Origin of the sequence: Ancylobacter aquaticus, from assembly GCF_004339465.1 — a bacterium.
GTDB classification, from domain to species: Bacteria; Pseudomonadota; Alphaproteobacteria; order Rhizobiales; family Xanthobacteraceae; genus Ancylobacter; species Ancylobacter aquaticus.
Map to the genome: position 1 here is coordinate 189,339 of NZ_SMFY01000005.1, position 21,823 is coordinate 211,161.

The 21,823-nt window shown below is 62.5% G+C and carries 18 protein-coding genes and 1 pseudogene; 5 read left to right on the forward strand and 14 right to left on the reverse strand.

Translation table 11 applies throughout. The features are described 5' to 3' along the window. Positions 1-100: 100 nt before the first annotated feature. From EV667_RS20825 to EV667_RS20840, 4 genes are read left to right on the forward strand one after another with little or no spacing between them, the layout of a single operon-like run. Positions 101-1,681 carry a sugar ABC transporter ATP-binding protein gene (locus tag EV667_RS20825; protein WP_131837243.1) on the forward strand — a complete coding sequence of 527 codons (1,581 nt, stop codon included), beginning with the start codon at positions 101-103 and terminating at the stop codon, positions 1,679-1,681. Beyond that, a complete protein-coding gene (locus EV667_RS20830; protein ID WP_131837244.1) occupies positions 1,678-2,709 on the forward strand; it encodes an ABC transporter permease in 1,032 nt (343 codons plus the stop codon). The genes EV667_RS20825 and EV667_RS20830 overlap by 4 nt, the downstream gene beginning before the upstream one ends. A 50-nt stretch (positions 2,710-2,759) precedes the next feature. Then, complete coding sequence (locus EV667_RS20835) at positions 2,760-3,761, forward strand: dihydroxyacetone kinase subunit DhaK (protein ID WP_131837245.1); 1,002 nt, start codon at positions 2,760-2,762, stop codon at positions 3,759-3,761. A 9-nt stretch (positions 3,762-3,770) separates the two neighbouring features. Further along, positions 3,771-4,409 (forward strand): dihydroxyacetone kinase family protein, encoded by a 639-nt coding sequence (locus tag EV667_RS20840; RefSeq protein ID WP_131837246.1) that lies wholly within the window; start codon positions 3,771-3,773, stop codon positions 4,407-4,409. Positions 4,410-4,616: 207 nt separating this feature from the next. Here the strand turns inward: EV667_RS20840 and EV667_RS20845 are convergent. The 8 genes and pseudogenes from EV667_RS20845 to EV667_RS20875 form a co-directional block, all read right to left on the reverse strand. Next, a pseudogene (locus EV667_RS20845) lies at positions 4,617-5,103 on the reverse strand (IS6 family transposase); the annotation flags it as partial. 14 nt (positions 5,104-5,117) lie between these two features. Further along, positions 5,118-5,483 carry a hypothetical protein gene (locus EV667_RS22650; RefSeq protein ID WP_165901660.1) on the reverse strand — a complete coding sequence of 122 codons (366 nt, stop codon included), beginning with the start codon at positions 5,481-5,483 and terminating at the stop codon, positions 5,118-5,120. A 29-nt stretch (positions 5,484-5,512) separates the two neighbouring features. Next, positions 5,513-7,513 (reverse strand): BCCT family transporter, encoded by a 2,001-nt coding sequence (locus EV667_RS20850; protein WP_131837247.1) that lies wholly within the window; start codon positions 7,511-7,513, stop codon positions 5,513-5,515. 610 nt (positions 7,514-8,123) lie between these two features. Then, the gene (locus EV667_RS20855; RefSeq protein ID WP_131837248.1) at positions 8,124-8,852 is read right to left on the reverse strand and encodes a hypothetical protein; all 729 of its coding nucleotides are present in this window, start codon (positions 8,850-8,852) and stop codon (positions 8,124-8,126) included. 3 nt (positions 8,853-8,855) lie between these two features. Continuing rightward, positions 8,856-12,080: a vWA domain-containing protein gene (locus EV667_RS20860; RefSeq protein WP_131837249.1), complete on the reverse strand. Its 3,225-nt coding sequence runs from the start codon at positions 12,078-12,080 to the stop codon at positions 8,856-8,858. A 26-nt stretch (positions 12,081-12,106) separates the two neighbouring features. Further along, positions 12,107-13,216 (reverse strand): hypothetical protein, encoded by a 1,110-nt coding sequence (locus EV667_RS20865; RefSeq protein ID WP_131837250.1) that lies wholly within the window; start codon positions 13,214-13,216, stop codon positions 12,107-12,109. Further along, the gene (locus tag EV667_RS20870; RefSeq protein WP_131837251.1) at positions 13,213-14,190 is read right to left on the reverse strand and encodes a hypothetical protein; all 978 of its coding nucleotides are present in this window, start codon (positions 14,188-14,190) and stop codon (positions 13,213-13,215) included. The genes EV667_RS20865 and EV667_RS20870 overlap by 4 nt, the downstream gene beginning before the upstream one ends. Before the next feature lie 176 nt (positions 14,191-14,366). After that, on the reverse strand, positions 14,367-15,326 hold the full coding sequence (locus EV667_RS20875) for a helix-turn-helix transcriptional regulator (RefSeq protein WP_131837252.1): 960 nt from the start codon (positions 15,324-15,326) through the stop codon (positions 14,367-14,369). 600 nt (positions 15,327-15,926) lie between these two features. Between EV667_RS20875 and EV667_RS20880 the strand changes: the two genes are divergently transcribed. Continuing rightward, positions 15,927-16,106: a hypothetical protein gene (locus tag EV667_RS20880; RefSeq protein ID WP_131837253.1), complete on the forward strand. Its 180-nt coding sequence runs from the start codon at positions 15,927-15,929 to the stop codon at positions 16,104-16,106. A 71-nt stretch (positions 16,107-16,177) separates the two neighbouring features. Here EV667_RS20880 and EV667_RS20885 read toward each other — a convergent pair whose 3' ends face one another. From EV667_RS20885 to EV667_RS20905, 6 genes are all read right to left on the reverse strand, one after another. Then, positions 16,178-16,930, reverse strand: a complete 753-nt coding sequence (locus EV667_RS20885; protein WP_131837254.1) for a hypothetical protein — start codon at positions 16,928-16,930, stop codon at positions 16,178-16,180. Positions 16,931-17,153: 223 nt separating this feature from the next. Beyond that, on the reverse strand, positions 17,154-17,282 hold the full coding sequence (locus tag EV667_RS23105; protein WP_280960235.1) for a hypothetical protein: 129 nt from the start codon (positions 17,280-17,282) through the stop codon (positions 17,154-17,156). Between the two features lie 104 nt (positions 17,283-17,386). Next, positions 17,387-18,340 carry a hypothetical protein gene (locus EV667_RS20890; RefSeq protein ID WP_131837255.1) on the reverse strand — a complete coding sequence of 318 codons (954 nt, stop codon included), beginning with the start codon at positions 18,338-18,340 and terminating at the stop codon, positions 17,387-17,389. A gap of 83 nt (positions 18,341-18,423) precedes the next feature. Next, a complete protein-coding gene (locus EV667_RS20895) occupies positions 18,424-19,269 on the reverse strand; it encodes a hypothetical protein (RefSeq protein ID WP_131837256.1) in 846 nt (281 codons plus the stop codon). A 423-nt stretch (positions 19,270-19,692) separates the two neighbouring features. Next, positions 19,693-20,097 carry an EamA family transporter gene (locus tag EV667_RS20900; RefSeq protein WP_245516293.1) on the reverse strand — a complete coding sequence of 135 codons (405 nt, stop codon included), beginning with the start codon at positions 20,095-20,097 and terminating at the stop codon, positions 19,693-19,695. Between the two features lie 380 nt (positions 20,098-20,477). Beyond that, complete coding sequence (locus tag EV667_RS20905) at positions 20,478-21,704, reverse strand: alpha/beta hydrolase family protein (RefSeq protein WP_165901673.1); 1,227 nt, start codon at positions 21,702-21,704, stop codon at positions 20,478-20,480. Positions 21,705-21,823: the final 119 nt, after the last annotated feature.

A 21,823-nucleotide genomic window follows, 5' to 3' on the forward strand; every position in this document is an offset into this window, starting at 1 on the left:
CGCCCGATAAGTCCAGATCCCGGGGGACGCCCTGCGCGTTTCCCGGGGTCCCGCACGCGTCGCTCACCGCACGCGTCATCACGGTGTCAGGGGAGTCCTCATGTCCCACGCGTCCCATACCCCCCTGCCGACCGGCGCGCAGGCGCGCCCGTTCCTCGAACTGCGCAACATCCACAAGCGCTTCGGCGGTGTCCACGCGCTGCGCGGGGTGAGCTTTTCCATCGCGGCGGGCGAGGCCTATCACCTGCTCGGCGAGAATGGCTGCGGCAAGAGCACTGTCATCAAGATCATGTCCGGCGCCCACGCCCCGGATGAGGGCGAGATCGTGCTCGAAGGCCGGAGCTTCCGCGCGCTCAACCCGATTCAGTCGCTCGCCGCCGGCATCGAGACCGTCTACCAGGACCTTTCCCTGCTGCCGAACCTGACGGTCGCGGAGAATGTTGCGCTCAATGAGCAGCTTGTCGCGAGCGGTGGGCGGCTGGCGCGGCTGTTCGACCGTGCGCGGCTCAAGCGCACCGCCGAGGCCGCGCTCGACGTGGTCGGCCTGCCCACGGCGCCGGCCTATCTCTCCACCATCGTCTCCGACCTGCCGCTGGCCCAGCGCCAACTGGTCGCCATCGCCCGCGCCATCGCCACCCGGGCGAAGATGGTCATCATGGACGAGCCGACCACCTCGCTCACCCGCCGGGAGGTCGACAATCTGATCGCCGTCGTCGAGCGCCTGCGCTCCGAGGGCGTGGCGGTGCTGTTCGTCACCCACAAGCTCGACGAATGCTACCGTATCGGCGGCCACGCGATCGTGTTTCGCGACGGCCAATGCGTGGCACAGGGGCCGCTAGCCGACTATTCCAAGCACCGTCTCACCGAGCTGATGACCGGGCGTACCATCGATTCCAAGCGCTACCGGACCGGCGCCCCAAGGGCGGAGGAACTGTTTGCCGCGGACGGTCTTTCGCTGCCGCCGAGCTTCGCGAATGTGAGCTTCAGCGTGCGCCATGGCGAGATTCTCGGCATCACCGGCCTTGCCGATTCCGGCCGCAACGAGCTCGCCACCGCGATTGCCGGCGTCACCCCCGCTTCCGTGGGGCGCATCCGTATCGATGGCAAGGTCGAGCGGATCGGCCACCCCGCCCATGCGATACGCCTCGGGATCGGCTATGTGCCCGAGGACCGGCTGGGCGAGGGCCTCTTCCTCGACAAGTCGATCTTCGAGAACGAGATCGCCCTCGTGGTGAGCGACCTCGCCAACGCGGTCGGCATCGTCGACAAGACGAAGGGCCGGGCACTCGCCGGGAAAATCGCTCAGGATATGCACCTCAACACGCGCGATATCGACCTCCCGGTCGGTGCGCTTTCCGGCGGCAATCAGCAACGCGTGCTCATCGGCCGCTGGCTCTCGATCAACCCCAGGCTGCTGCTCCTGCACGGGCCCACCGTGGGTGTCGATGTGGGCTCCAAGGACACGATCTACCGCCTGGTTCAGCAACTCGCCGAAGCCGGCATGGGCCTCGTCATCATCAGCGACGATCTGCCCGAATTGCTGCAGAACTGCGACCGCATCCTCGTAATGAATGCGGGCAGCATCGTCGCCGAATTTGATGCCCGGGCGACCGACGAGGAACAGCTCTACCAGGCCATGCTGACGTCCCGGTCCGACCTCGCAACGGAGGCCGCCCGATGAGCGCGCTCCATCTTCACGACATCCCCGCCAAACCCTCACGGCGCAGCGCGTTCATCGATCTGGTAAGCCGGCGCCCGGAGATCATCACCCTCGCGATCCTGTTGGCGATCTGCGTCGCCGTCTCCATCATCAACCCGGCCTTTCTCCAGCCCTCCTCGCTGGTGGATATTGGTCGCGCCAGCGTGGTCATGGGCCTGTTCGCGCTCGGCGTGTTCATCATCCTGGCGGCAGGGGGAATCGACGTCTCCTTCACCGCCATTGCCGCGTTCACGATGTATTCGATGACGCTGCTGGTGAAGGACCATGTCCCTGATATGCCTATCGCCCTCGTGCTCCTGCTCGCCATGGCAGGAGGCGCGCTGCTGGGCGTGGTGAACGGCCTGCTTGTGCACCACCTCAGGGTGCCCTCGCTGATCGTGACCATCGGCACGCAGTACCTGTTCCGCGGCATCCTGCTCGCCTTCATCGGTACCGTCTGGATCATGTCGCTGCCGCCGCAGATGGGCGCCTTCGGCCGCATGCCGCTGTTCCAGTTCGAGTCCGGGGACGGTCGCACCATCACCCTGCCGTTCTATTTCCTCGTCCTGCCGGCGGCAGCCCTGCTGACTTGGTGGATTTTGAACCGCACGCTGATGGGCCGCGCCATCTTCGCGCTGGGCGGCAATGCCAGCGTCGCCGAGCGGCTCGGCTACAGCCTGAAGACCATCCATATCTTCCTGTTCGCCTATGCCGGGGCGCTGGCTGGGCTCGCCGGCATCATCCACACCGCCGCCAACCGGCAGGCCAACCCGTTTGATCTCGTCGGCAGCGAGATCAACGTCATCGCCGCCGTCGTGCTGGGCGGTGCGCGCATCACCGGCGGCACCGGCAGCGTCATCGGTACGCTGCTCGGCGTGCTGCTGATCGTGGTGGTGAACTCCGTGCTGGTGATGGTGGGCATCCCCTCCACCTGGCAGCGCGTGGTGGTCGGCACCTTCATTCTGCTCGCCGCCGGCTTCTTCGTGTTCTGCCAGAAAAAGAACGGCTGATTTCAACCGGCGCCACAGCTTCGCGCTCCAAGAGGAACCGAGAGGACCATATGAAGAAGTTTCTCAATGACCCGGCGCATTTCGTCGACGAAATGTTGGAAGGCATCTACCGGGCCCATCCCCAGCTGACCTACGTCAATGACGACAAGCGTTGCCTGGTGGTGGCGAAGCCGACGCCCGGCAAGGTCGGCATCGCCACCGGCGGTGGTTCCGGCCACCTGCCGCTGTTCCTTGGCTATGTCGGCGACAACATGCTGGATGGCTGCGCCGTCGGCGGCGTGTTCCAGTCGCCGAGCGCCGACCAGATGCACGAAGTGACCAAGTACATCGATCAGGGCGCCGGCGTTCTCTACGTCTACGGTAACTACAGCGGCGACATCATCAATTTCGACATGGCCGCCGAGCTGGCAGACATTGACGGCATCGCGGTGAAGCAGGTCATCGGCAATGATGACGTCGCGTCCTCCGCCGTCGGCGAAGAGCACAAGCGTCGCGGCGTCGCCGGCATCTTCTTCGTCTACAAGGTGTCGGGCGCCGCAGCCGCCGCGATGCTTCCACTTGACGAGGTGACGCGCCTCGCCGACAAGGCCCGCCTCAATGTGCGCACCATCGGCGTCGCGCTGTCGAGTTGCGTGGTGCCGGAGATCGGCCACGCCACCTTCTCCGTCGGTGACGACGAGATGGAAATCGGCATGGGCATCCATGGCGAGCCGGGCATCGGGCGCACCAAGCTTGCCGCGGCCGACGCCGTGGTCGACGAGATGATGGAGCGCATTTTCGCCGAGCTGCCTGCCGGCAGCGGCGACGAGTTCGCGGTGCTGGTCAACGGCCTCGGTGGGACGCCGAAGGAAGAACTTTACATCCTATTTCGCCGCGTCTCCCAGCTGTTCGAGCAGCGCGGTTCCAGGGTGAAACATGTCTGGATCGGCGAATTCGCCACTGCGATGGAAATGGCCGGGGCCTCCATTTCAGTGCTGAAGCTCGACGCCGAGCTCGATCCGCTGGTTGCCGCGCCGACGAACACGCCGTTCTTCGCCCATTACAAGGTCTGAGGTTTCCCAATGGACGCGATCCGCGCCGACGATCTGATCGGTCTTTTCCAGCGTTGGCGCGATACGTTCGCCGAACAGCGCAATTTCCTGATCGCGCTCGACGGCAAGGTCGGCGACAGCGATCTCGGCATCACCATGGCGAAGTCGTTTGCGGCGGCCTACGACACCGTGGCGGCCGAAGGCGCGGGCGCGGGACTTACCAAACTGCTCCGCTCGGCCGGCGCGATCATGGCCAAGACGGCCCCCTCCACCATGGGAACTCTCACTGCCACCGGCTTCCTGCGCGGCGCCAAGGCGCTCGACGGCAAGGAGGCGATCGGCACCCCGGAGGCGGCCGCCTTCTGGCGGGCCTTTGCTACCGGCATTGCCGAGCGTGGCAAGGCGAAGCTGGGCGACAAGACCATTCTTGACGTGCTGGACCCGGTGGCTGGTGCACTGGAGACGGCCGCGGCCTCTGGCCTCGCTCTGGCTCCGGCACTGAAGGCGGCTGCCGACTCCGCCGAGGCAGAGCTGGAGCGGACCAAGACCATGGTGGCCCAGCATGGCAAGGCGGCGGCGTTCCAGGAGAAAACGTTGGGGCTGCAGGATGCTGGCGCCACTGTGGGCGTGCTGCTGTTGAAGACCATGACCGATTTCGTTTCGGAGTAAACGAGGTTTGTCACGACTTTCCATCGTCGGATGACAAGGCCGCCACCGCCTGCGGCGCAGATTCGGGCTTCGGGCTGGGGCTCTCCATCATGCCGGAAATCATGCACGCCCCAGGCGAACGGGTGCTAGCCAACCGGCATCCCGCATGGGCGTTGTCACGTTAACTTCCGGCGGTCGCGAAGAGGAGCATTTGGCCTGGTGACAGGCTCAGGCGGTGACGCCAGCGACGGCTTCCAGTGCGCCATAGCATTGAGGCGATAGAGGTGAGCGGCTAGGGCAGAGCAGCGGGACCGGGGTGGAACGAAAAAAGTTTGCGGAGGGCGGAGAAGACCACGACGAAGCGTTGAAGGCTCCCCGATGATCGAAAGCCCTGCATCGCCCGCTCGCGCTTTCGGAGTGGCAGGTGCGAGTTCTCGGCGCGGTTGTTGCGGCCCTTATGCGCGCGATGCCCGATCGCCGGCATGATCTGACGCCGGGCGGCGGCATAAGAGCCGAGCTTGTCAGTGATCATGCGCCGGGGCGCGCAGTCCTGCTTCTTCAAAAGACGCCTCAGCAAGCGCCTCGCTGCCTTGGTGTCCCGGCGCATCTGGACGATCTCATCGAGGATATAGCCGTTCTGGTCGACGGCACGCCACAGCCAGTGCTTCTGCCCGGCAATGGTGACGACGACCTCGTCGAGATGCCAGATGTCGCGGGACCCGATTCCAACTACACGGCCTGCCGCAACGCCGAAGTTAACGTGACAACGCCCGAAATGTTCTCGCCATAGATCAGCGTTCTCCCAACGGCCTCCTGTCCCGTGAGGAATCTGAAATAGGCCAGCTGGACGTAACCGTTGCGCGGCATTCGTGGCCCGAGCACAATGACGCGCAGGCGGCTCCATTCTGCCCGCGAAAATTCGGAGCGCCACTGCCTCACTATCTCGTCCATGCGGTCTATCTGGAATTTGGCGGCGTCCGTTGCGCTGGCGAGAAGGTACGGCGCCACATCTCGTGCCGCGGAGGTCAGCTCATCAAGGGTATAGTCTCCATATGCCAAGGCCCTCTGCATAAAGCCGGACATTCGCTCGACCATGAAGCGGTCACGCGCCTGCGCATCCTAGTCTAGGCTTCCCCTTCATGCTCATGCCCGGGCGCAGCATGTACAAGCTGTGTCTCAGGTGAATGAACGAGACTCAGATAGCGCTCGAACTGCACCAGCACGTCGGTGATGATCTGGTCGCGCGCCATTCCCATCACGTCATAGCCGCGTCCGCCGCTGGAGAAGTAGGTCCGCGCCTCGTAGCGGTATTCGGGCTTTCCGGCCCCCGCCGTGAGGAAGGTCGGCAGGCGGTGGGCGACGGCGCTGACGCCATAGACGAAATCGCGCACATTTTCCGCCGGTGAACGCAGCGCCACGACGCCGTTCTCTTCCTCCCGCACCTGTGCGACGCGGCCGCGTCGCGTCAGTTCCTGCGCCACCTGCTCAAGGGCGGGGCGCACCTCCTGGGCGATGAAGCGCTCGACCTCGCGCTGCGTCGGCGCGTGCAGAATGAGCGCGAGCCGCCGCTGCCACGTGACGCCGGAGGCCGGCGCGCTCGGCACGGAGACGGGCTGGTTCGCATGTGCCCGCTGCTGGGCAATGTCCGCCCGCATGCCCTTGAACAAGGCCCAGACCAGCGCCAGCATGACGAAGGTAAAGGGGAGCGCGCTGGCGATGGTGGCCGATTGAAGCGCCCCAAGCCCTCCCGCCAGCAGCAGGCAGGCCGCGACCACGCCTTCCAGCACGCACCAGAATACGCGCTGGCCGGTGGTCGTCTGCGTCTCGCCGCCAGCGGCGATGGAATCGACGACGAGCGAGCCGGAATCGGACGAGGTCACGAAGAACACCGCGATCAGGACAATGGCGAGGGTCGAGGTGACAACGGGCAGCGGCAGATATTCAAAGAACCGAAACAGCCCGACAGAGACATCCGCCGCCACCGCCTTGCCTAGATCGCCGGCGGCAATGCCCGTGTCGATGAAGATGGCGGTGTTGCCGAAGACGGTCATCCAGAAAAAGGTGAAACCTGCCGGGATGAAAAGCACCGCGACCACAAACTCGCGCACCGTGCGTCCGCGCGAGATGCGGGCGATGAACATGCCGACGAAAGGCGACCAGGAAATCCACCACGCCCAGTAGAACAGCGTCCAGCCGTCAATCCAGGGCGTCGGCTCATAGGCATAGATGTTGAAGGTGCGCAACACGATGGTGTCAAGGTAGAGGCCGATATTCTGCACGAAGTCGCGGAACAGCAGTTCGGTTGGCCCGACGACCAGAACGAACAGCATCAGTAGGATCGCCACGACGAGATTGATCTCCGACAGGATGCGCACGCCCTTGTCGAGGCCGGTGACAACCGAGGCCGTGGCGAAGCCGGTGATGACGGCGATCAGCACGAGCTGGACCTCGGCCCCGACCGGCAGCCCGACAAGATAGTTCAGCCCGGCATTGATCTGGCTGACGCCGAGGCCCAGCGAGGTGGCGATGCCAAACATGGTGCCGACGATAGCGAAGATGTCGACGGCGTGGCCGATCGGCCCATTGATGCGCTCCTTCAGCAGCGGGTAGAGACCCGAGCGGATGGTCAGCGGCAGGTTGTAGCGATAGCCGAAATAGGCCAGCGAGAGGCCGACCACTGCATAGATCGCCCAGGCGTGGATACCCCAGTGGAAGAACGTCACCGACATCGCCTCGCGCATCGCCGGGATCGAGCGCGGCTCGGCGGTCGGCGGCTGCATGAAGTGGGTCATCGGCTCGCCCACGGCATAGAACATGAGGCCGATGCCCATGCCGGCAGCGAACAGCATAGCGATCCAGGACGAGAAGCGGAAATCCGGGGTCGAATCGTCCGGGCCCAGCTTGAGGCCGCCAAAGCTGCCGATGCACAGCAGCAAGACGGAGGTGAGGAATATGCCGACGGAAAGCAGGTAGAGCCAGCCAAACCCCGCCAGTATACTGGCCTGCAACGTGCTGAAGATAGTGCTGGCCTGTTCCGGGATAATGATTCCCACCGCGAGGAACAGGCAGATGATGCTCACCGAGCCGAAAAACACCGGCGGATTGATGATGAATGGCTTGAACATGGCATGCTCCCTCCGCGCCACAGCCGTGACGGAGCGTCTCGTTGACTCCAATGAGCCTGTTTTATAGCCGGAAGTACCGCCCGGGGACACTCCGCCCCATCAACATGCCCGACCGACAGCCTCGTTCGGGCTCGACAGCAAGACACTGGCCGAAAGGTTCAAATCCTTTAGGGATGAGCACCGCCTTACGTTGTTTCGTCCTAGGACATTGAATGAAATTCCGTTGCAAATGTTGACAATATAAATCAGAAAATTTTGAGTACATCTAGAAATTGCGATCATATGGCCGAAGTACTCGATCAAACCAAGATCAACGTGACAATTAAAATTAGCTCCGCGTTGTGAATGAGCATCGAAGAGGGGCCCTGGTTCTGAAAACCTTCTAACTCTATAATTTAGTTGATAAATTTCGAATATAAACCGGGTCCCGACCGGCGCCTTTGGGGGTTCATCATATGAAGTTACTGAAGCTATTTCAATGCGCTGAAGCCATCTCTGCGGGGTCTTGCTTCGAGGCTTATTTACATCAAGCTCATGTGGTCAGATAGCCATTCTCGCGGAGCCAGTCTGTGAGGATTTTGATAACCTGGGATGAAACCGGCATGCCGGTTCATCCAACTTTTCGCGCAGTGAACGGCGTGACCGTCCGGCATTGCATGTTCTTGAGAACCGCCTGTGCGGCAGCATCGGAGAGACTCGATGAAATGTCGTATTCGAAGACGGTTGAGCCGGTAATCTCGGTGGGTGTCACCAGTGTCAATCGCCAGACTACGCTGGCGCCTGTCGTGCCGGAGTTGTCTGACAGTCGTTCATCCACAACCACGCCGCGCCACGAATGTCCGCCGGTGGACGTCCAGTTCACCTGGCCGATGTGGCCATGCATCAATTTGCGGGGCGAAAACCATCCGCCCCATCCGATCTGGCGGGTGTCGCCGCTGACCTGTCCCGGCACGGCCTGACCGGCGAGCGAGAACAGCGGACAGGCCGAAGCGTCAGTGGCCCCGGTCTCTATCCGCCACATTCCGTCTTCAGGAATGAGCGGTGCTTCGAACTGAACCGGGCATTCGCCTCTGCCGCCGAACGTGGCGTCGATCTGCGCGGGCGTTTGGGAACGCCAGCTATATTCGTTCTCGTACATCACGAGCGTCATGTCGGCGGCCCCCGGAGGGTTGGGAGACCCCAGAATGATCTCGACATCAGCAAGCGCCGTGCCGGGCACATGGCAGCTACAACCGCCTTCCATGCACATGGCGATCTGTACCATCTGCGCCTGTGACACCGGGACAGAGCCGAAGATCACGGCCGAACCGACGAGGGTGGATGCCAGAAGGTTCCGCATGGGTCAGTTCCTCGCCTTGTTGTCGAAAAGGGCACGCAGGACGGCCTCCGGATCACGCCCGCCCAGATCGACGGGTATGACCGCGCGCGACGACGAGACGACGGCCGGGGAGCCTTTCGGCGGCGCGGCGGACGCCCGATCGCTCGCGCTTACGAGGTAGAGATCGGTGAACTCCGGGATGGCCATCACCTCGACTGGCAGGGGGCAGGCGGTCAACGGTTTGGAACTGCCAACGCCCATACGGCACTTCACGGGGCCAACGCCGACAACCAACGTATCGCAGGGAGACATCAGCGTCGGCGGGGTGAGGGAGGCACCTGCCTCGGTATACGCGTCGATTTCCAACACGACGGGCGCGTCCGGATTGAGCGCGGGGCGAACCGGCTGGCCGTTTGCCGTGGCGTTGATCGGCGCGAAAACCGTGAAGGCTTCACCCGACGGGTTCGCAAGTTCGGCCTTCAGGGAACAGCCCGCTCCGAACTGTGTCACCGGCTGAAAGGTCAACCGAATCGTCCCCGTGGACCCGGAGGATCGAGGTGTGGCCGCGTCGTTCGGACCCGATGAGGCAAGCTGAAGCGACGAAGAAATTCCCTCGAACGCGCTCTGCGCAGCCCTGCCCTGTCCGCCGAATATGCAAAGCTGGTTGGCGGCGATGGATCGGCACGGACCGTTCGATTCCATCCATTGGTGCGGGTTGAGCTCCACGCTGATGACCTTGCCGGCCTCTTCCGTAAAGAACGTGGCCGTCGGGCGATTGGCACGCGCGCCGCCAGCGGTTTCGTAGAAAAAGGGCTCGCTCATCGACCAATTGTTCGGCAGGGTCAGCGAGATCCCGCTTGAGGCATGATTGACCGGGCAGCCTGAGGCAGTGCCCGTGCAGTGGAAGGCCACCGGGTCCTCATGGTCATCGGCGGTTCCGGCGACCGGAATCTCGAAATTGTTGCCGCCTGCCGGGTTGATCGTGATCGTGCCGGCAAGTCGGATACGGGCCGTCTCGTTGACCCCCTCCACCTCATACGTGCCGCCCGGTGTCAGGTGGGTCGTGAAGGTCGACAGGAGATCGTGGCTGGCGAAAGCGACATCCATTTCCCTGACATCGGTGCGGACCGCCGACCACTGCACGCCCACCTTGCCAACCGCCAAGGGTGTGCGCAGGCGCACCGACACTGCCGCGGCCGCCGTCGTCGGCCCGGTTGTTTGGGCGGACGAGCCCTGAACCGCCATATCCACGAAATCGGCCGGGGCAGGGCCATGTACGGCGGCGCGCATCTCGGCCAGAGAGGGCGGTTTATGGTCGCCGGGCCACATGACGACGCTCATTCCCTTCGCCCCGGAGGACAAGGAGCCGGCATAGCCTAGGCCGAAAGGGGTGAGATAAAGCGACATGGGCCGGGGAATCGGATCCCCCACGGTGAAGGTCATGCGCAGCACATCCTTTTCGCGAGCTGCTGTCGTGAATGTGCCCTCCCGTCCAGCAGCCTCCGGCCCGGCAAGCATTTCCTTGGCGGTCCAGCTCCCGCCGATCCGGCCGTTCGGTTCAGCTTGTTCGAGCGCAAGCGTCAGCAATTGATCTGTTCTCGCCTGAACCTGATAGGGCGGCACGCCAATCACCTGCCAGGGGCCGGACAGCGTGCTGGCCGACGCCTTGTCGTCGGAAGCAGCGACAGGCGGGACAACGAAGTCGTTGTTCTGGCCGGGCAAAATCTCGACCACGGCCCTGAACGCGACCTCGCCCGGACCCGTTGCCGAGACCTCGTAGCGGCCCGGCTCGAAATCACCTTGGCCAATGACCATCGCGGAGACAGGAGACCAGGCCTCCGGGCCCATGTCCGAATCGAGCGGAACAGCTGACCATGAAAGCGGGATTTGGGGGAGGTTTGCAGCGGTGCGAAAGCTGGCCCGCACCAGCGGCAGCGCGTCCTGCCCCGGTTTTGCCTGTGTGGCGGCAGCAGCTTGCGCGGCGAGGTCCGAGCTGGTTGTCAGGTTCGCATCCTCAAAGGGAACCCCGACGCCGAACTGGCGGAAGAACAGGATTTCTTTCCGGTTTGCCGAGATGTAGCGCAACTCGTAAATGCCGGGTTCGGCCGGTGCTGTCAGACGCATGCGCTGGCTGCTGCGATTGGTATAGGGAAAGCCCCAGCTTTTCAGATAGTCCCCCGGCGCGGCTCCGGGGCGGGCAATGACAATACGCTGCTGCAGCTGATTGGGGCCGCGCCAGGTCAATTCAAAACGCTTGCCTGGTTCGACCGAACCAACCGCGTCGAACCCGTTTGACGGCGGCACCACGTCGATCGGCTGACGGGCGATGATGTCGCCATTGTAACCAACCATGATCAGGTCGTACGCGCCGGGTTCCGCAGGGGTCACACGCGAGAATGGATTGCGACCCGATTTGCCGGCGCCGCCCACGACGCCATAGGCACCGCTGACGGGTGGCGCGTTGTTTCCCCGGCGGGTAAACCCTGCATAATAATCAGCGGGCACGGTGCCCTTGTATGAGATGGCGTGGATGTGGCCCGCCTCGGCGTTGGGGCCGATGTCGAAAAACGCTTCCTCGACAACCCGCTCTGGCTTCGGGGAGGGCTGCACTTGAGCGATCTGGTCGAGCGCGTCGGCCAGTTCCTGTCCGGTCTGGGGCGTCAGCAACAGCCCACCGGTGGCATCGGCCACGCAGCTCATCGCCGCCGCTTCCTGCGACGTCAGCCCGAAGCCGACGACATGCGCGCGGATGGCGACACCCTGCTTCGCCAGTTGCGCGGCAAGAGCGCAAGGGTCGGCGTCGCAGGTTTCGAGGCCATCGGTCACAAGGATGATATCGGCCGATTCCGCCGTGGGCGGGATCAGCGAGGCGGCAAGCGAGAGCGAATCCGTGATGGGAGTCATGCCGCGCGGAGTGAGGCGGTTGAGCCGCGCCGAAAGATCGGGGGGGCTGTTCACGCCGACATTCGCGATCGTCTCGATATCCGAGCAGTCCCCGCGCCGGTTGTGGCCATAGGCGATGACGCCGAGCGGAACGGAATTGTCGCGGCTGGCAAAGAAGTCACCGATCACCTTGCGAGCCACCTCGACCTTGGTAAGGCCTCCATCAAGCTGGCCCCACATCGAACCGGAAGCGTCATAGATCAGGATCGAGGCGCTATCGGCCTGCTGTGCGACGACGGGCGAATACACTGCCGCCATCGCCGTCATTGCCGTCGCCAACCCAAAACGTTTGACGCTCACTCTCATCTTGCCGCCTCCCTTTGTTTCGTTCCTCATGAAAGCTCGCCTCGTAGCGTCATCGCCGCCGTCAGATGCTCGTTGAGGATGGTCAGATCCGAAGCGAACGCCGGGATCAGGGTGTCGGCGGCTAAGGGTTGCCAGAAAGGCGGCGGCTCAAGCGCGCCGTCGAAGACGGCGACCGGCGTCAGAACCACCAGATAACCTGGCCGAAGGACCACTGCGGCCCGCAAGCCGGCGCCTGCGGGAACTTCGCGCGTGCCGGTTCTGTCGCAGCGTGTGACGGCTTCGAGCGCCCTGAAGCTCGCGCGAACCTTTGGGGTCAGGCGCGCGGCATCGCCAAAGACCTCGTAGAGCGCATCGAAGGCAGCATCGCCCGTTTGGCTCTTCGTCAGGCCATGAGTGATACGCGGCGCACTCCGCAGCATGAGCGGGGCGTCGGTGCCCAAAACGAGCGTGAGGTCGTCGTCGGAAACACTCTCGGTGGCGTCAGCTTCGGCAATCTCGACGATCACGAAGACAAGGCCGTCGCCCGGCTTGAGCACGACGTTCGAGCTGCCTCCGAACTGAAAACCCGCCCGAAATACAGCAATACGACAATCGTCCGTTTCGCCGGCAAGCCAGTCGTCTACCGTGATCGTCCGGACGGGAGGCAGCAAGCGCCAGCTCTCCACCAGGCCTTGGGGCAAGGCGGCGGCACGCTGATCAGGTGGAACCGAGGTCAGACCAAGAATGCCCTCCGCCATCGCCTCGACAATAGCGTGCTTGGCGTCGGCGCGGGCCGTGTAATCGGCCTTCGCGGAGAGCATGAGAAAAGCGAAAAATGCGCCACCGACCATCAAAGCCAGCCCAATCGGCAAGCTGCCCATGAACAGCCACCCCAGAACAAGCCCGGCTGCGGCCGCTCCGCCCATTTTCAACCGCAACTGCGTCTCGGTCGCGTCGAAATGAGCCTGTCGCTGCTCGTTTAGCCGGGCGATGACTGGCTTTGTCCGCTCTGTTGCGGCGCGCGCCTGCGCTGTAGGCAGCGTGAACTCAAGGAGACGCGGCCGGCCGAGGTTGCCAAACAGCATCCCGCGCGGCGGCCCCCGAAACCGCGCCACGATCCCGAGAATGGACCAGCCGCCTGCGCCCTCCATGCTCATGCGTAGGATTCCCGGGGCGCTTCGGGCGCTCCCTGCCGATGGGCGGCCTTGTCCTTGATGGTGTTGAACTGCTTTGAGAGGCTGGACAGCCTGGCATCCCATTCAGGATTGGGGGCCTGACCCTCAATGGTCCTGAAATAGACGTCCATCATGCAGGTGATTGCAAAGGGCTCTATCAGCGCCGCCTTGACCGCCCAGGCGAAGATCAGCGCAAAGACAAACCCGCCTGCCGACCAGCCACCCGGAAGGAGCCACACCAGCGCGGCGGCCGGAGCCAGCATCAGAAGGAAGACCAAAAAGGAAAGCCCATAGACGATGATCGTCAACCAGGCCGCGTTCTTGAGCATGGGCTTGTAGTTCTGCCCGTAGAGCACCAGCGCCGTGCGCGCCGACTGCCAGGGGTTGGTCGATCCGGTGCGGATGGCATAGGCGAGGATGACCTCGTCGATGAACCCCACCGACATGTTGAGGAAGGCATGGAGGATGCCGCTCAACGACTGGATGCCGGGAATGGGCAGGAACGACGCGATACCCCGCACGAGACCCGTCACTACCCGCAGGACGCCCTTGACCAATTGGTCCAGTACGAACAGCACACTGGCTTCGCCAAAGCGCAGCTTGACCACCGCGGCGGCATGGGCGACCTGCGACTTTCCGACAGGCATGTCGCGCCCGTCGAGCAGTTCCACCAGCACCGCGATATGCCCAGCCTTGACGACATAGAGAATGTATTCGCGCAGCAAATAGAGAACGCCGGCGGTCAATCCGAAACCGACGGCGCCACCCCAGAACATCGCTCCGCTGCGAAATCCATCATCACCGAAGGCGCCGATTCCCCACCCGATCCCGGCACCTGTGCCGGTAACGGCGACATAGGCCACCGCCATGCCGAAATAGACGGCAACACGCAGGGCGATGAAGGGCATGGTGCGGCCCATGAGGCCGAGGGAGCGGGAAATAGAAAAATCCCACATCACGCGATTGCCCGTTCGCAGCGAGGGCGAGCGCCCCTCAAAGGCTTGAACCCCATACCCGATCCCCCCTCACCCGTCGGCCCAGGGTGCAGAGAGTAGGAGCGCCGCTTGCGAGCGTCTTGGGGAGAGAGGATGTGAAAAAGTGGGAGAACGGAACTGATGTCCGCAGTGCTCGGTCAGCGTAAGCGAGACAGGGCCCGAACGTCCTTTGGCGACATGCCATAGACACGTCGAAAGCGGATATTGAACCAGGACAGGTCGCCAAACCCTGCGCTCAAGGCAATTCTGGCGATATTGCTCCCTGCATGGCGCGGGTCCGAGAGCATCCGGTAGGCCAGGGCCAGCCGCCGCGTGGCGACGAAATCGCCGAACGAGGTGCCCTCGCGCTCGAACAGGGACCGCAAATAGCGCGGGCTGACGCCGTGAAGGCCCGCTATCGCGTCCGCCGTCAAATCCGTCGCCGTCAGATGCCGGTCGACATCCGCCTTGATGGCCTTCAACCGTGCCGCCCGGACGCCGCGACCGGCCGCGACTTCGGCGGCCTCCTTCGTCGCACCGAGCGCCATCAGCGCCAAGTCCTGCACATGCGTCGCGCATTGCTCGGCCTCTTCGGGCGCGAGTATGGCCAGTTCCTCGTGCAGGCTGCGGGCGTAGCTGAAGAACAGGCGCCATTGCGCGGTCAGCGGCGCGGTCCCGCGCAGCATGGCGTTCAGACCCAGGGTCGCGTCAGAGAGATGGACGCGCGGGACCGACACATAGAACCCCTCTGTGGGTTCGCCATGAAACCGGATGACGCCGGGAACTTCGCCTGGGTCGGCATAGACGAGGCCGGGCCTTAGCTCGGTGCGTTCGCCGCCTCGTTGTTCGATCGAGCAGATTCCCGAAATCGGGATGTGGAACATCACATTGTCGGCGGTCTCAGCGGCATGGCCGGGCGTGCGAAATGCCGTCGACGCGGAATGTCGACCATAGCCGACGATCAGATTTTGTAGAACACCGATCGAGGTCTCAGAGGTAAAGGAATTCTGATCGTCCGGAACAAAGTCCACCTTTGTAATCGCCGCGACGACGTTCTGAAATTCCTCGACACGCCGGGAAATCTCGAAGTCCTGGGAACGAATGGATAGTACCGTCATGCATCCTCCGGGAGTGATGTATTCTATTTCCCTAACGTCCCGAGAGTCCAGACTCAGGTAGTGTCTCGATTTGAAATCCAGCGCCGTCGACGAGCCGAGGTCTGGGGAGTGGTGGACGAACCGCCAATACCTCCATGCAGACGAGTGGCTGCCATTTGACCTGAGATACGCGCGGCCGGGAGCATCCTCGGTCGGGCAGGGGCGCACGAGGCTAGGTGTGAATAAGCGCGGAAGCGGGACCTTCGTTGGAAACGGCCTAACCCTAATTCAGTTGATAAATTTCGAAGATCACTGGGGCCCCAATCAGCGCCCATCGCGACCCCAGTCGAAATGAACTCCTGAAGCTATTTCAATGGGTTGAAGCCATCCGTGGCGGGGGCTCGTTTCGGCGCTTACTTACAGTGGAATTTGGCAACCACCTGAGAGTGACTTCTGGCAGCGCTATCTGTCATTCCGCATGCACGTCCCAAGAAACATCCATGGGCGCTGTGCTGTTGTGGGATGGGGAGGGTCAAATGGGCCACGCGCGGCACGCTCGCTGCCAAGGCTGGTATAAGTTGGCCGAATCGCCGAGGGCGGGCCCGGCGAAAAGGAGCACTCATGGCCGAACGATTTGAACGGCACCGTCAGCCCTGGACCTATGAGGAGTTGGAAAAGCTGAAGCTTCTTGCCAAGAAAGGTATGGCGCTCAAGGCGATTTCTAAAGCGATGACGCGTAGCGAAGAATCCATCAAGGACCGCGCGAAGCTCGACGGCATAGGGATCGCCAAGCTTCGGTGAATGCCACGGCAGTAGGGTCCGCCAAACTTGGCTTCGCGCCGGGGTTCTTCGCGTGCGGCCGCGACCGGTAGCTAGCTCCCGGATGGCCGTTGGGCGACGTCAATCTGGTGGACGTCCGCGCCGACGACCACGGTGATTCTGTACTCCTTGCCGGCCTCGTTGTTGGATGGAGGCGCGATGTGCACCTGTCCGCCGATCCACTCTCCCGGCATAATAGTGTTGTCTTTTAGGACCTGATTTTCCAGCACGGCTAGATTTTGCTGCCCTCTTTCCACGACGGCAGCGGTCATCGCCGCGTTCTCATATGCGGCGTTGCTGCGAGCAATCGAGGCTGCGGCAGGGCTGTACCCTGACGTGTAGACGGTAGCGGTTCCACGCGGCGTGTAGATTGTCGATTGGCTATTGTAATAGCCCGCGTTGTTGGCCGATGCGGCATTGGCTCCAGCAGCTACCCCTACGAGGATTGCCGCCATCACTTGGCGAGCCTGCTCTTCTCTCAATAGGTCCTCATAAGTGAAGACCTTGAGGTCCCCAATAGGCTCTCCGCCGGCCATCTGTTCGACGGTGATGTTGCTGATGGCCAGCAGCGTGGAATCCGGGCCATCGTTGTACGCGGCCACCACGTAGACCGGACGACCGCCGGGAACCATTTCTCGCTTCGCCGGCCCGACGAGCACAATCGAGCGAGGCTTTTTGGATACGATGGCGGCGTTGCCGTCCCGAACAATCGCTTCCTGACCTGCTGTTGGCTTGAAGTGAGCCTTTTCGCCCGTAACGCACCCTGACAGTGCCAGCGATGCCGCCAGCACGAACGCAAATTTCATTGAACTCTCCCCAACCCGAGCGGGATGCTGGACCATCTACAATCGAGAGTCGAGGGTGCTATGAGAGGGGTCAGACGCTTTTGGGGAAGATGGCGATGCCCATCCTTGTAAAGGTCGGACTGCTGTTGGCGCTGGCGCAGACGGCTGACGCGCATGGCGGCGGATGCCGGAAGGACTCACCACCGGGGCAGTGCTGCCATATGGACCGGAAGGCGAGTACCAGTCATTGCCACTGAAGACCAACCAACAGGATCAGCGCCAAAAGGCCTACAAATACGACGATGGATCGCATGCCATTCCAGCCGGGCTCGGGACCGCCGTAATCGTCGGACTTTTCGTAACCGCTCGGCATGGCTCTAACGCTCTCCCCTCCGTCAAGCGCGTGCCCGGACTTCACGACCCCCCTGTCCTCAAAGCTGAAAAGCGCCATCAGCAATAGACCGCTGCCTAGCGCCATCAGCCGGCTATGGGCCAGTCAAGTTCGGAGCAGCGTTGCGAAATCCATTTTGCCACGTTCGGCGGGCAGTGGATCTGCTTCAGCGTCTTCAGGAAACGTGTCCGGTGCTTCTGGGCTGCGAGGTAGTGGTAATGCACCAGAACGGCATCTCCAGGATCGAATGGGAAGCTAGGACGCAAAGAGAATAGCCGCTGTCGGGTCTCGGAAAATATGTGCAGCGGGATGTTGTAGGCGTTGTCATAGATAAGGATGTCGTCGGTTTTCGCGCTGATCGCGGCAGAAAGGGCTGCTTGGCTCGACCCCCACCAACTTGCGGCTTCTGGTCCGGCCTGGCCACAGGATGCGAAGATCTGCGTGGCCGAGGGTGTGGGGCGCAGATCGCGCCGGTAGGTTTCAAAAAATATCTTGTCCGTGTGCGCCAGAATGCCCAACGAGCGTCGCGCGATCAGAAATCCCCCGTTGTACGACGCTCGAATGGCCGTCTTGCAACAAGTCGTCCGCAGCAGCGGCAGCCTATCAAGCGGGATGCCGCCGAGATCGCATATTTCGCCCCAATAAACATCTTTCGGATCGTCCACGCCCGCAGTCGCCGTGCCTTTATGGTCGACCGGCCTTACACCGGCGCCCGCCTCGACGAAGGTCGGCGGCCGAATGAAGAGGGTATCAGTATCGAGGATGCCGACATACGGCGTTGTCATGTGGCGTTCGGCCCAGGCACCTGCGACGATCCGGTTGATCGAGCCATAGGCGCTTCCGGTCGTGTTCAGCGGCAGCGTGACGACACGCACTCCAAGCGTTTGAAGTGCGTGCTCCACAGCGGGGGTCACGGGATGTTCAGGCCGAGGCGAAATTGCCCATATCTCGCAATCCGCATAGGCCCCGCCGAATTGGCGCAGGCTTTCGCATAGCAGGAGCGATTGCGAGCCCAGGGCATTGCCCTCGACGCAGATCATGAAGCTAATATCCCGGGGAGCTATGATGGCGCGCGGCGTGATGCTGGGGCCGGCGGGAGCGACACTGTTCTCCGCATATGGCTTCATGCCGGCACAACCGCATCTTGGTCGGCGCGCACAAAATCCAACAGGCGGTCTATCTGCTCAGCCGCGAGTTCAAACTCGTCCTGATGTCCAGGCTTGACCAACAGGAGATCAGAAAGTTCCGCGCCTTCTTCCATCGCCTGCTCCGTCGCATCACGCATCATGGTGTGGGAGCCGCGCGTCATACGCTGGACGAGTCCCTGCCAGGCAAATCGCTTGCTATCCGCCATGCCGCTGGCGTTGAACTGGCGCATCAGTTCGATGAACCAGCGAGGGGGGCTCTTGTTGGCGTGTGGAATTTCGGTTTGGCTGATTGGAATGGAGAAAGCCGAGCAGAACCTGCCTAGCCAATCCGCTTCATATTGCGCGACGACCACATTGCAACCAAGCCGGTGCGCCAGATCAGCCGTCAATTGCGGCTGGTCCAGCAGTGCGATGACACGCGGGTGCCGAGCAAACTCATCAAGGGTGAGAGCGGTGGCGTAATAGTCGACATCGGGAATACGGGGATTGAGTATCGCCTGTATGTAGTAAGAGCGAAGCCATGCACGGGGCTCCCGCAGCACGACGAATGCCGTGAGCCGGCGACCCGACAATGCTTTGGAGAATTTTTTCAGACCTGCGGCCGGAAAATCGTAGAGGTGATTGGTCATCCCTTCAGTAGAGAGTAGCAGCGTCTTGTCCCTAGCCTGCGAAATATAGCGCCGCAGTGAATTGCACCGTCCGGCACGGAGGTCGGTAACTATGGACTGGTGCTTTGGAACGCCGAAGGCAGCGATTTCCAGAGGATAATGGAATCCAGCCTCGGCCAACGTGGACGTATTGGCGTGAAGCCAGTGCTGCATCGATGTCGTGGCTGTCTTCGGAAGCCCAACGTGAAAGATTACATCCTGCGAGCCGGAAACCCTTCTCTGTAGCCACATACCACCCAACCTATTTGGCGCGAAACTCCAATCATTTTAACCACAACGACCCTTCATTCCACCCTGAATGATCCCTAGGTAATGGGTCCGTTTGAATTTATTGGCCGCGCTTTGTACATCGGCCGCATAAACGGGCCGTACTTCTTCGGTTCGGAGGCGCTTCTGCCGCCTCGACCGGCCCATCAATATCGCTGATCTCTCAAAGCCGATCCGCCATTGTGAATCGGCGTGGAATAACATTGCGTGCCGTTTGACAGGCGATCAGCCCCCCGGTCGCGGTGCCCCAGCCTATGCCGGCCTTGCCGCCCGGCAGCCGAAAGGCAGAGAAGTGGCCCCGCGTGGCGATCAAGCCGATGCCGATGACAATGAGCGCGAGCCCGGCGAACCCCAGTCGGTCAGCGGCTCGCCGAGCAGCAGCACGGCCCCGATTGTCGACAGCATGGGCCCGGTGCCGCGCGCCACCGGATAGACGACCGACAGATCCGCCACCTGATAGCCGCGCTGCAGGCAGAGGCTGTAGGCGAGATGAATAAGCCCGCTCAGCAGCACGAAGGCGCCACCTTGCCATGTCCAGCGTATGGCGTCTTCGGCCAGCAAATACAGCACCCATGGCGCATAGGCGACGCAGGCGACCAGATTATAGGCGAAGACGAACGCCGGCCCGACCGAGGCCGCGCGCTTGGCCAGCAGGTTCCACGCGGCGTGGATGAAGGAGGCAAGGATGACGAGAAGCAGCGTGGGAAGCGCCATTGAGATCCCCTTGGGCGCACCGTGCGCCGGTTTATCTCGACGTCTCCTCCCCTGGGATTTTGTCCCTTGGGTGCAGCAGCGGAACTCCGCGGTCTCCGCAACGCTCGGTCCTGCGAGGGCGTTGCCCCCCCGGATCCCTAGTTGCCACTCGGTCGATGGCCGGACGAGAGCCCGGCGATCAGGCCGCTCCGCGCAACCGAACCGAGAGCAGTTTTTTGCCGACCGGCACCGAAAAACCCTCGACTGCCGTGCTGGCCATCGAGCCAATTCGGCAGGGGTTATCGGTCACTTCCTTAGGGTGCCGATACCTGCCACATGCGGAGAGACGTCGCCCGCCGCAAAACACCTGTTATTGAAGTAGGCCGTAGAATCTCGCTAACTTACAACGGCGGCGTAACACTGAGGCGCTGGCGGTTGAGCCACTTCACGACATCGGTCGCCGCGCCGCCTTCTGCCCCGGTCGCCAGAACCGAATAATGATCCTTGCCGGGATAGACGCGGAACTGAGCCGTGGTCCCGGCGAAGCGCGCGTTCTGAACGGCCTGTTGGGTCACAGCTATCTTGATGGACGGGTCCTGATCGCCTTGCAGGAGCAGCATGGGCGCAGGGGTCAGTCCACGAGGCACACTCTGCGCGTCCAGCAACTTCTGGAGCTTTAGGGCGGCCGCAGGGGATTGAGGGGTGAACTGAAAATCGGGCATTTTCGCGCCGAGGTTGGCGGAGAAATCCTCCCAAATTTTCATTGTGCAGTCGTTCGCAGTCGCGGGAAGCATCTGCAGCGCCTCGCTGCCGAGATAGTCGTCATAGCGTAAGCTCGGGTCCTGCGTTTTCAGTCCCTGAAGCGCGAGCAGGTAGAAACCGCGGTCCACCGGACCGGGAGAGCCATAGCTATAGGCCGCTCCGACATTCGTGACCGGAGCCAATCCGACCGTTCCTCGGAAATCGAGACCCTTGCCCCACGTCTCCGCCAACTCGCCGGCGGCAATCGCCGCTTGACCGCCCTGGGAATGTCCGACGGCAAACCAGGATTTCGACAGCGCCGGTTCGGCATGGATCGCGGCGCGCACTGCGTCGATCATGCTCCGGCCCTCGCTGTCAGCGATGATGTAAGGATGGATCCCGGGGGTGCCGAGCCCTTCGTAATCGGTCGCGACCACTGCATAACCGGCCTTGAGCAACTCCGCGATGAAGCTGCCATAGCCATAAAGGTCGATTTTGCCGCCCTTGTTCGTGATGGTAGACGGCGCGCAATTATCACTGATGCCTGACGAACCATGTCCCCACGAAACGATCGGCCATCTGTGCTTGGGCGGTTGACCCTTCGGCGTTAGGAATACGCCGCTGACGACGACGGGGCTCCCGTTCAGCGATCTGGAGCGATAGGTCATCCGATCCGCCCGGCCGGCGACCGACGCCAGCACGGGGTCAAGGTGGGTGATCGCCTCCGCCGAGACCAATTCGCCGGCATCTGAAGGGCGGGATGTCGGGGCAATTCCCGTCGCGGCGATCACCATCTGCGGCACCGTCGCCTGAGTCTCCGCGTCTCGTGCTGCTGCAGGCCCAGCTAGCGCCACGCAAACAGCTGTTATCGTAACAATGTGCTTCATCTCTTGGCTTTCTCCTTTGCCCGAAGATGAACCCTGCCGATGCTGGCTAACAGAACCAGGAACAGCCTCTCGCGGTGGACCATGCGAGCGTGCGGAGCTGTCGCGCACGGTGCAAGATC

Coding starts and splice junctions, on each gene's coding strand:
- EV667_RS20825 (WP_131837243.1), top strand. CDS start 101: ATGTCCCACGCGTCCCATACCCCCCTGCCGACCGGCGCGCAGGCGCGC.
- EV667_RS20830 (WP_131837244.1), top strand. CDS start 1,678: ATGAGCGCGCTCCATCTTCACGACATCCCCGCCAAACCCTCACGGCGC.
- EV667_RS20835 (WP_131837245.1), top strand. CDS start 2,760: ATGAAGAAGTTTCTCAATGACCCGGCGCATTTCGTCGACGAAATGTTG.
- EV667_RS20840 (WP_131837246.1), top strand. CDS start 3,771: ATGGACGCGATCCGCGCCGACGATCTGATCGGTCTTTTCCAGCGTTGG.
- EV667_RS22650 (WP_165901660.1), bottom strand. CDS start 5,483: ATGGTCGAGCGAATGTCCGGCTTTATGCAGAGGGCCTTGGCATATGGA.
- EV667_RS20850 (WP_131837247.1), bottom strand. CDS start 7,513: ATGTTCAAGCCATTCATCATCAATCCGCCGGTGTTTTTCGGCTCGGTG.
- EV667_RS20855 (WP_131837248.1), bottom strand. CDS start 8,852: ATGCGGAACCTTCTGGCATCCACCCTCGTCGGTTCGGCCGTGATCTTC.
- EV667_RS20860 (WP_131837249.1), bottom strand. CDS start 12,080: ATGAGAGTGAGCGTCAAACGTTTTGGGTTGGCGACGGCAATGACGGCG.
- EV667_RS20865 (WP_131837250.1), bottom strand. CDS start 13,216: ATGAGCATGGAGGGCGCAGGCGGCTGGTCCATTCTCGGGATCGTGGCG.
- EV667_RS20870 (WP_131837251.1), bottom strand. CDS start 14,190: ATGTGGGATTTTTCTATTTCCCGCTCCCTCGGCCTCATGGGCCGCACC.
- EV667_RS20875 (WP_131837252.1), bottom strand. CDS start 15,326: ATGACGGTACTATCCATTCGTTCCCAGGACTTCGAGATTTCCCGGCGT.
- EV667_RS20880 (WP_131837253.1), top strand. CDS start 15,927: ATGGCCGAACGATTTGAACGGCACCGTCAGCCCTGGACCTATGAGGAG.
- EV667_RS20885 (WP_131837254.1), bottom strand. CDS start 16,930: ATGAAATTTGCGTTCGTGCTGGCGGCATCGCTGGCACTGTCAGGGTGC.
- EV667_RS23105 (WP_280960235.1), bottom strand. CDS start 17,282: ATGCCGAGCGGTTACGAAAAGTCCGACGATTACGGCGGTCCCGAGCCC.
- EV667_RS20890 (WP_131837255.1), bottom strand. CDS start 18,340: ATGATCTGCGTCGAGGGCAATGCCCTGGGCTCGCAATCGCTCCTGCTA.
- EV667_RS20895 (WP_131837256.1), bottom strand. CDS start 19,269: ATGCAGCACTGGCTTCACGCCAATACGTCCACGTTGGCCGAGGCTGGA.
- EV667_RS20900 (WP_245516293.1), bottom strand. CDS start 20,097: ATGGCGCTTCCCACGCTGCTTCTCGTCATCCTTGCCTCCTTCATCCAC.
- EV667_RS20905 (WP_165901673.1), bottom strand. CDS start 21,704: ATGAAGCACATTGTTACGATAACAGCTGTTTGCGTGGCGCTAGCTGGG.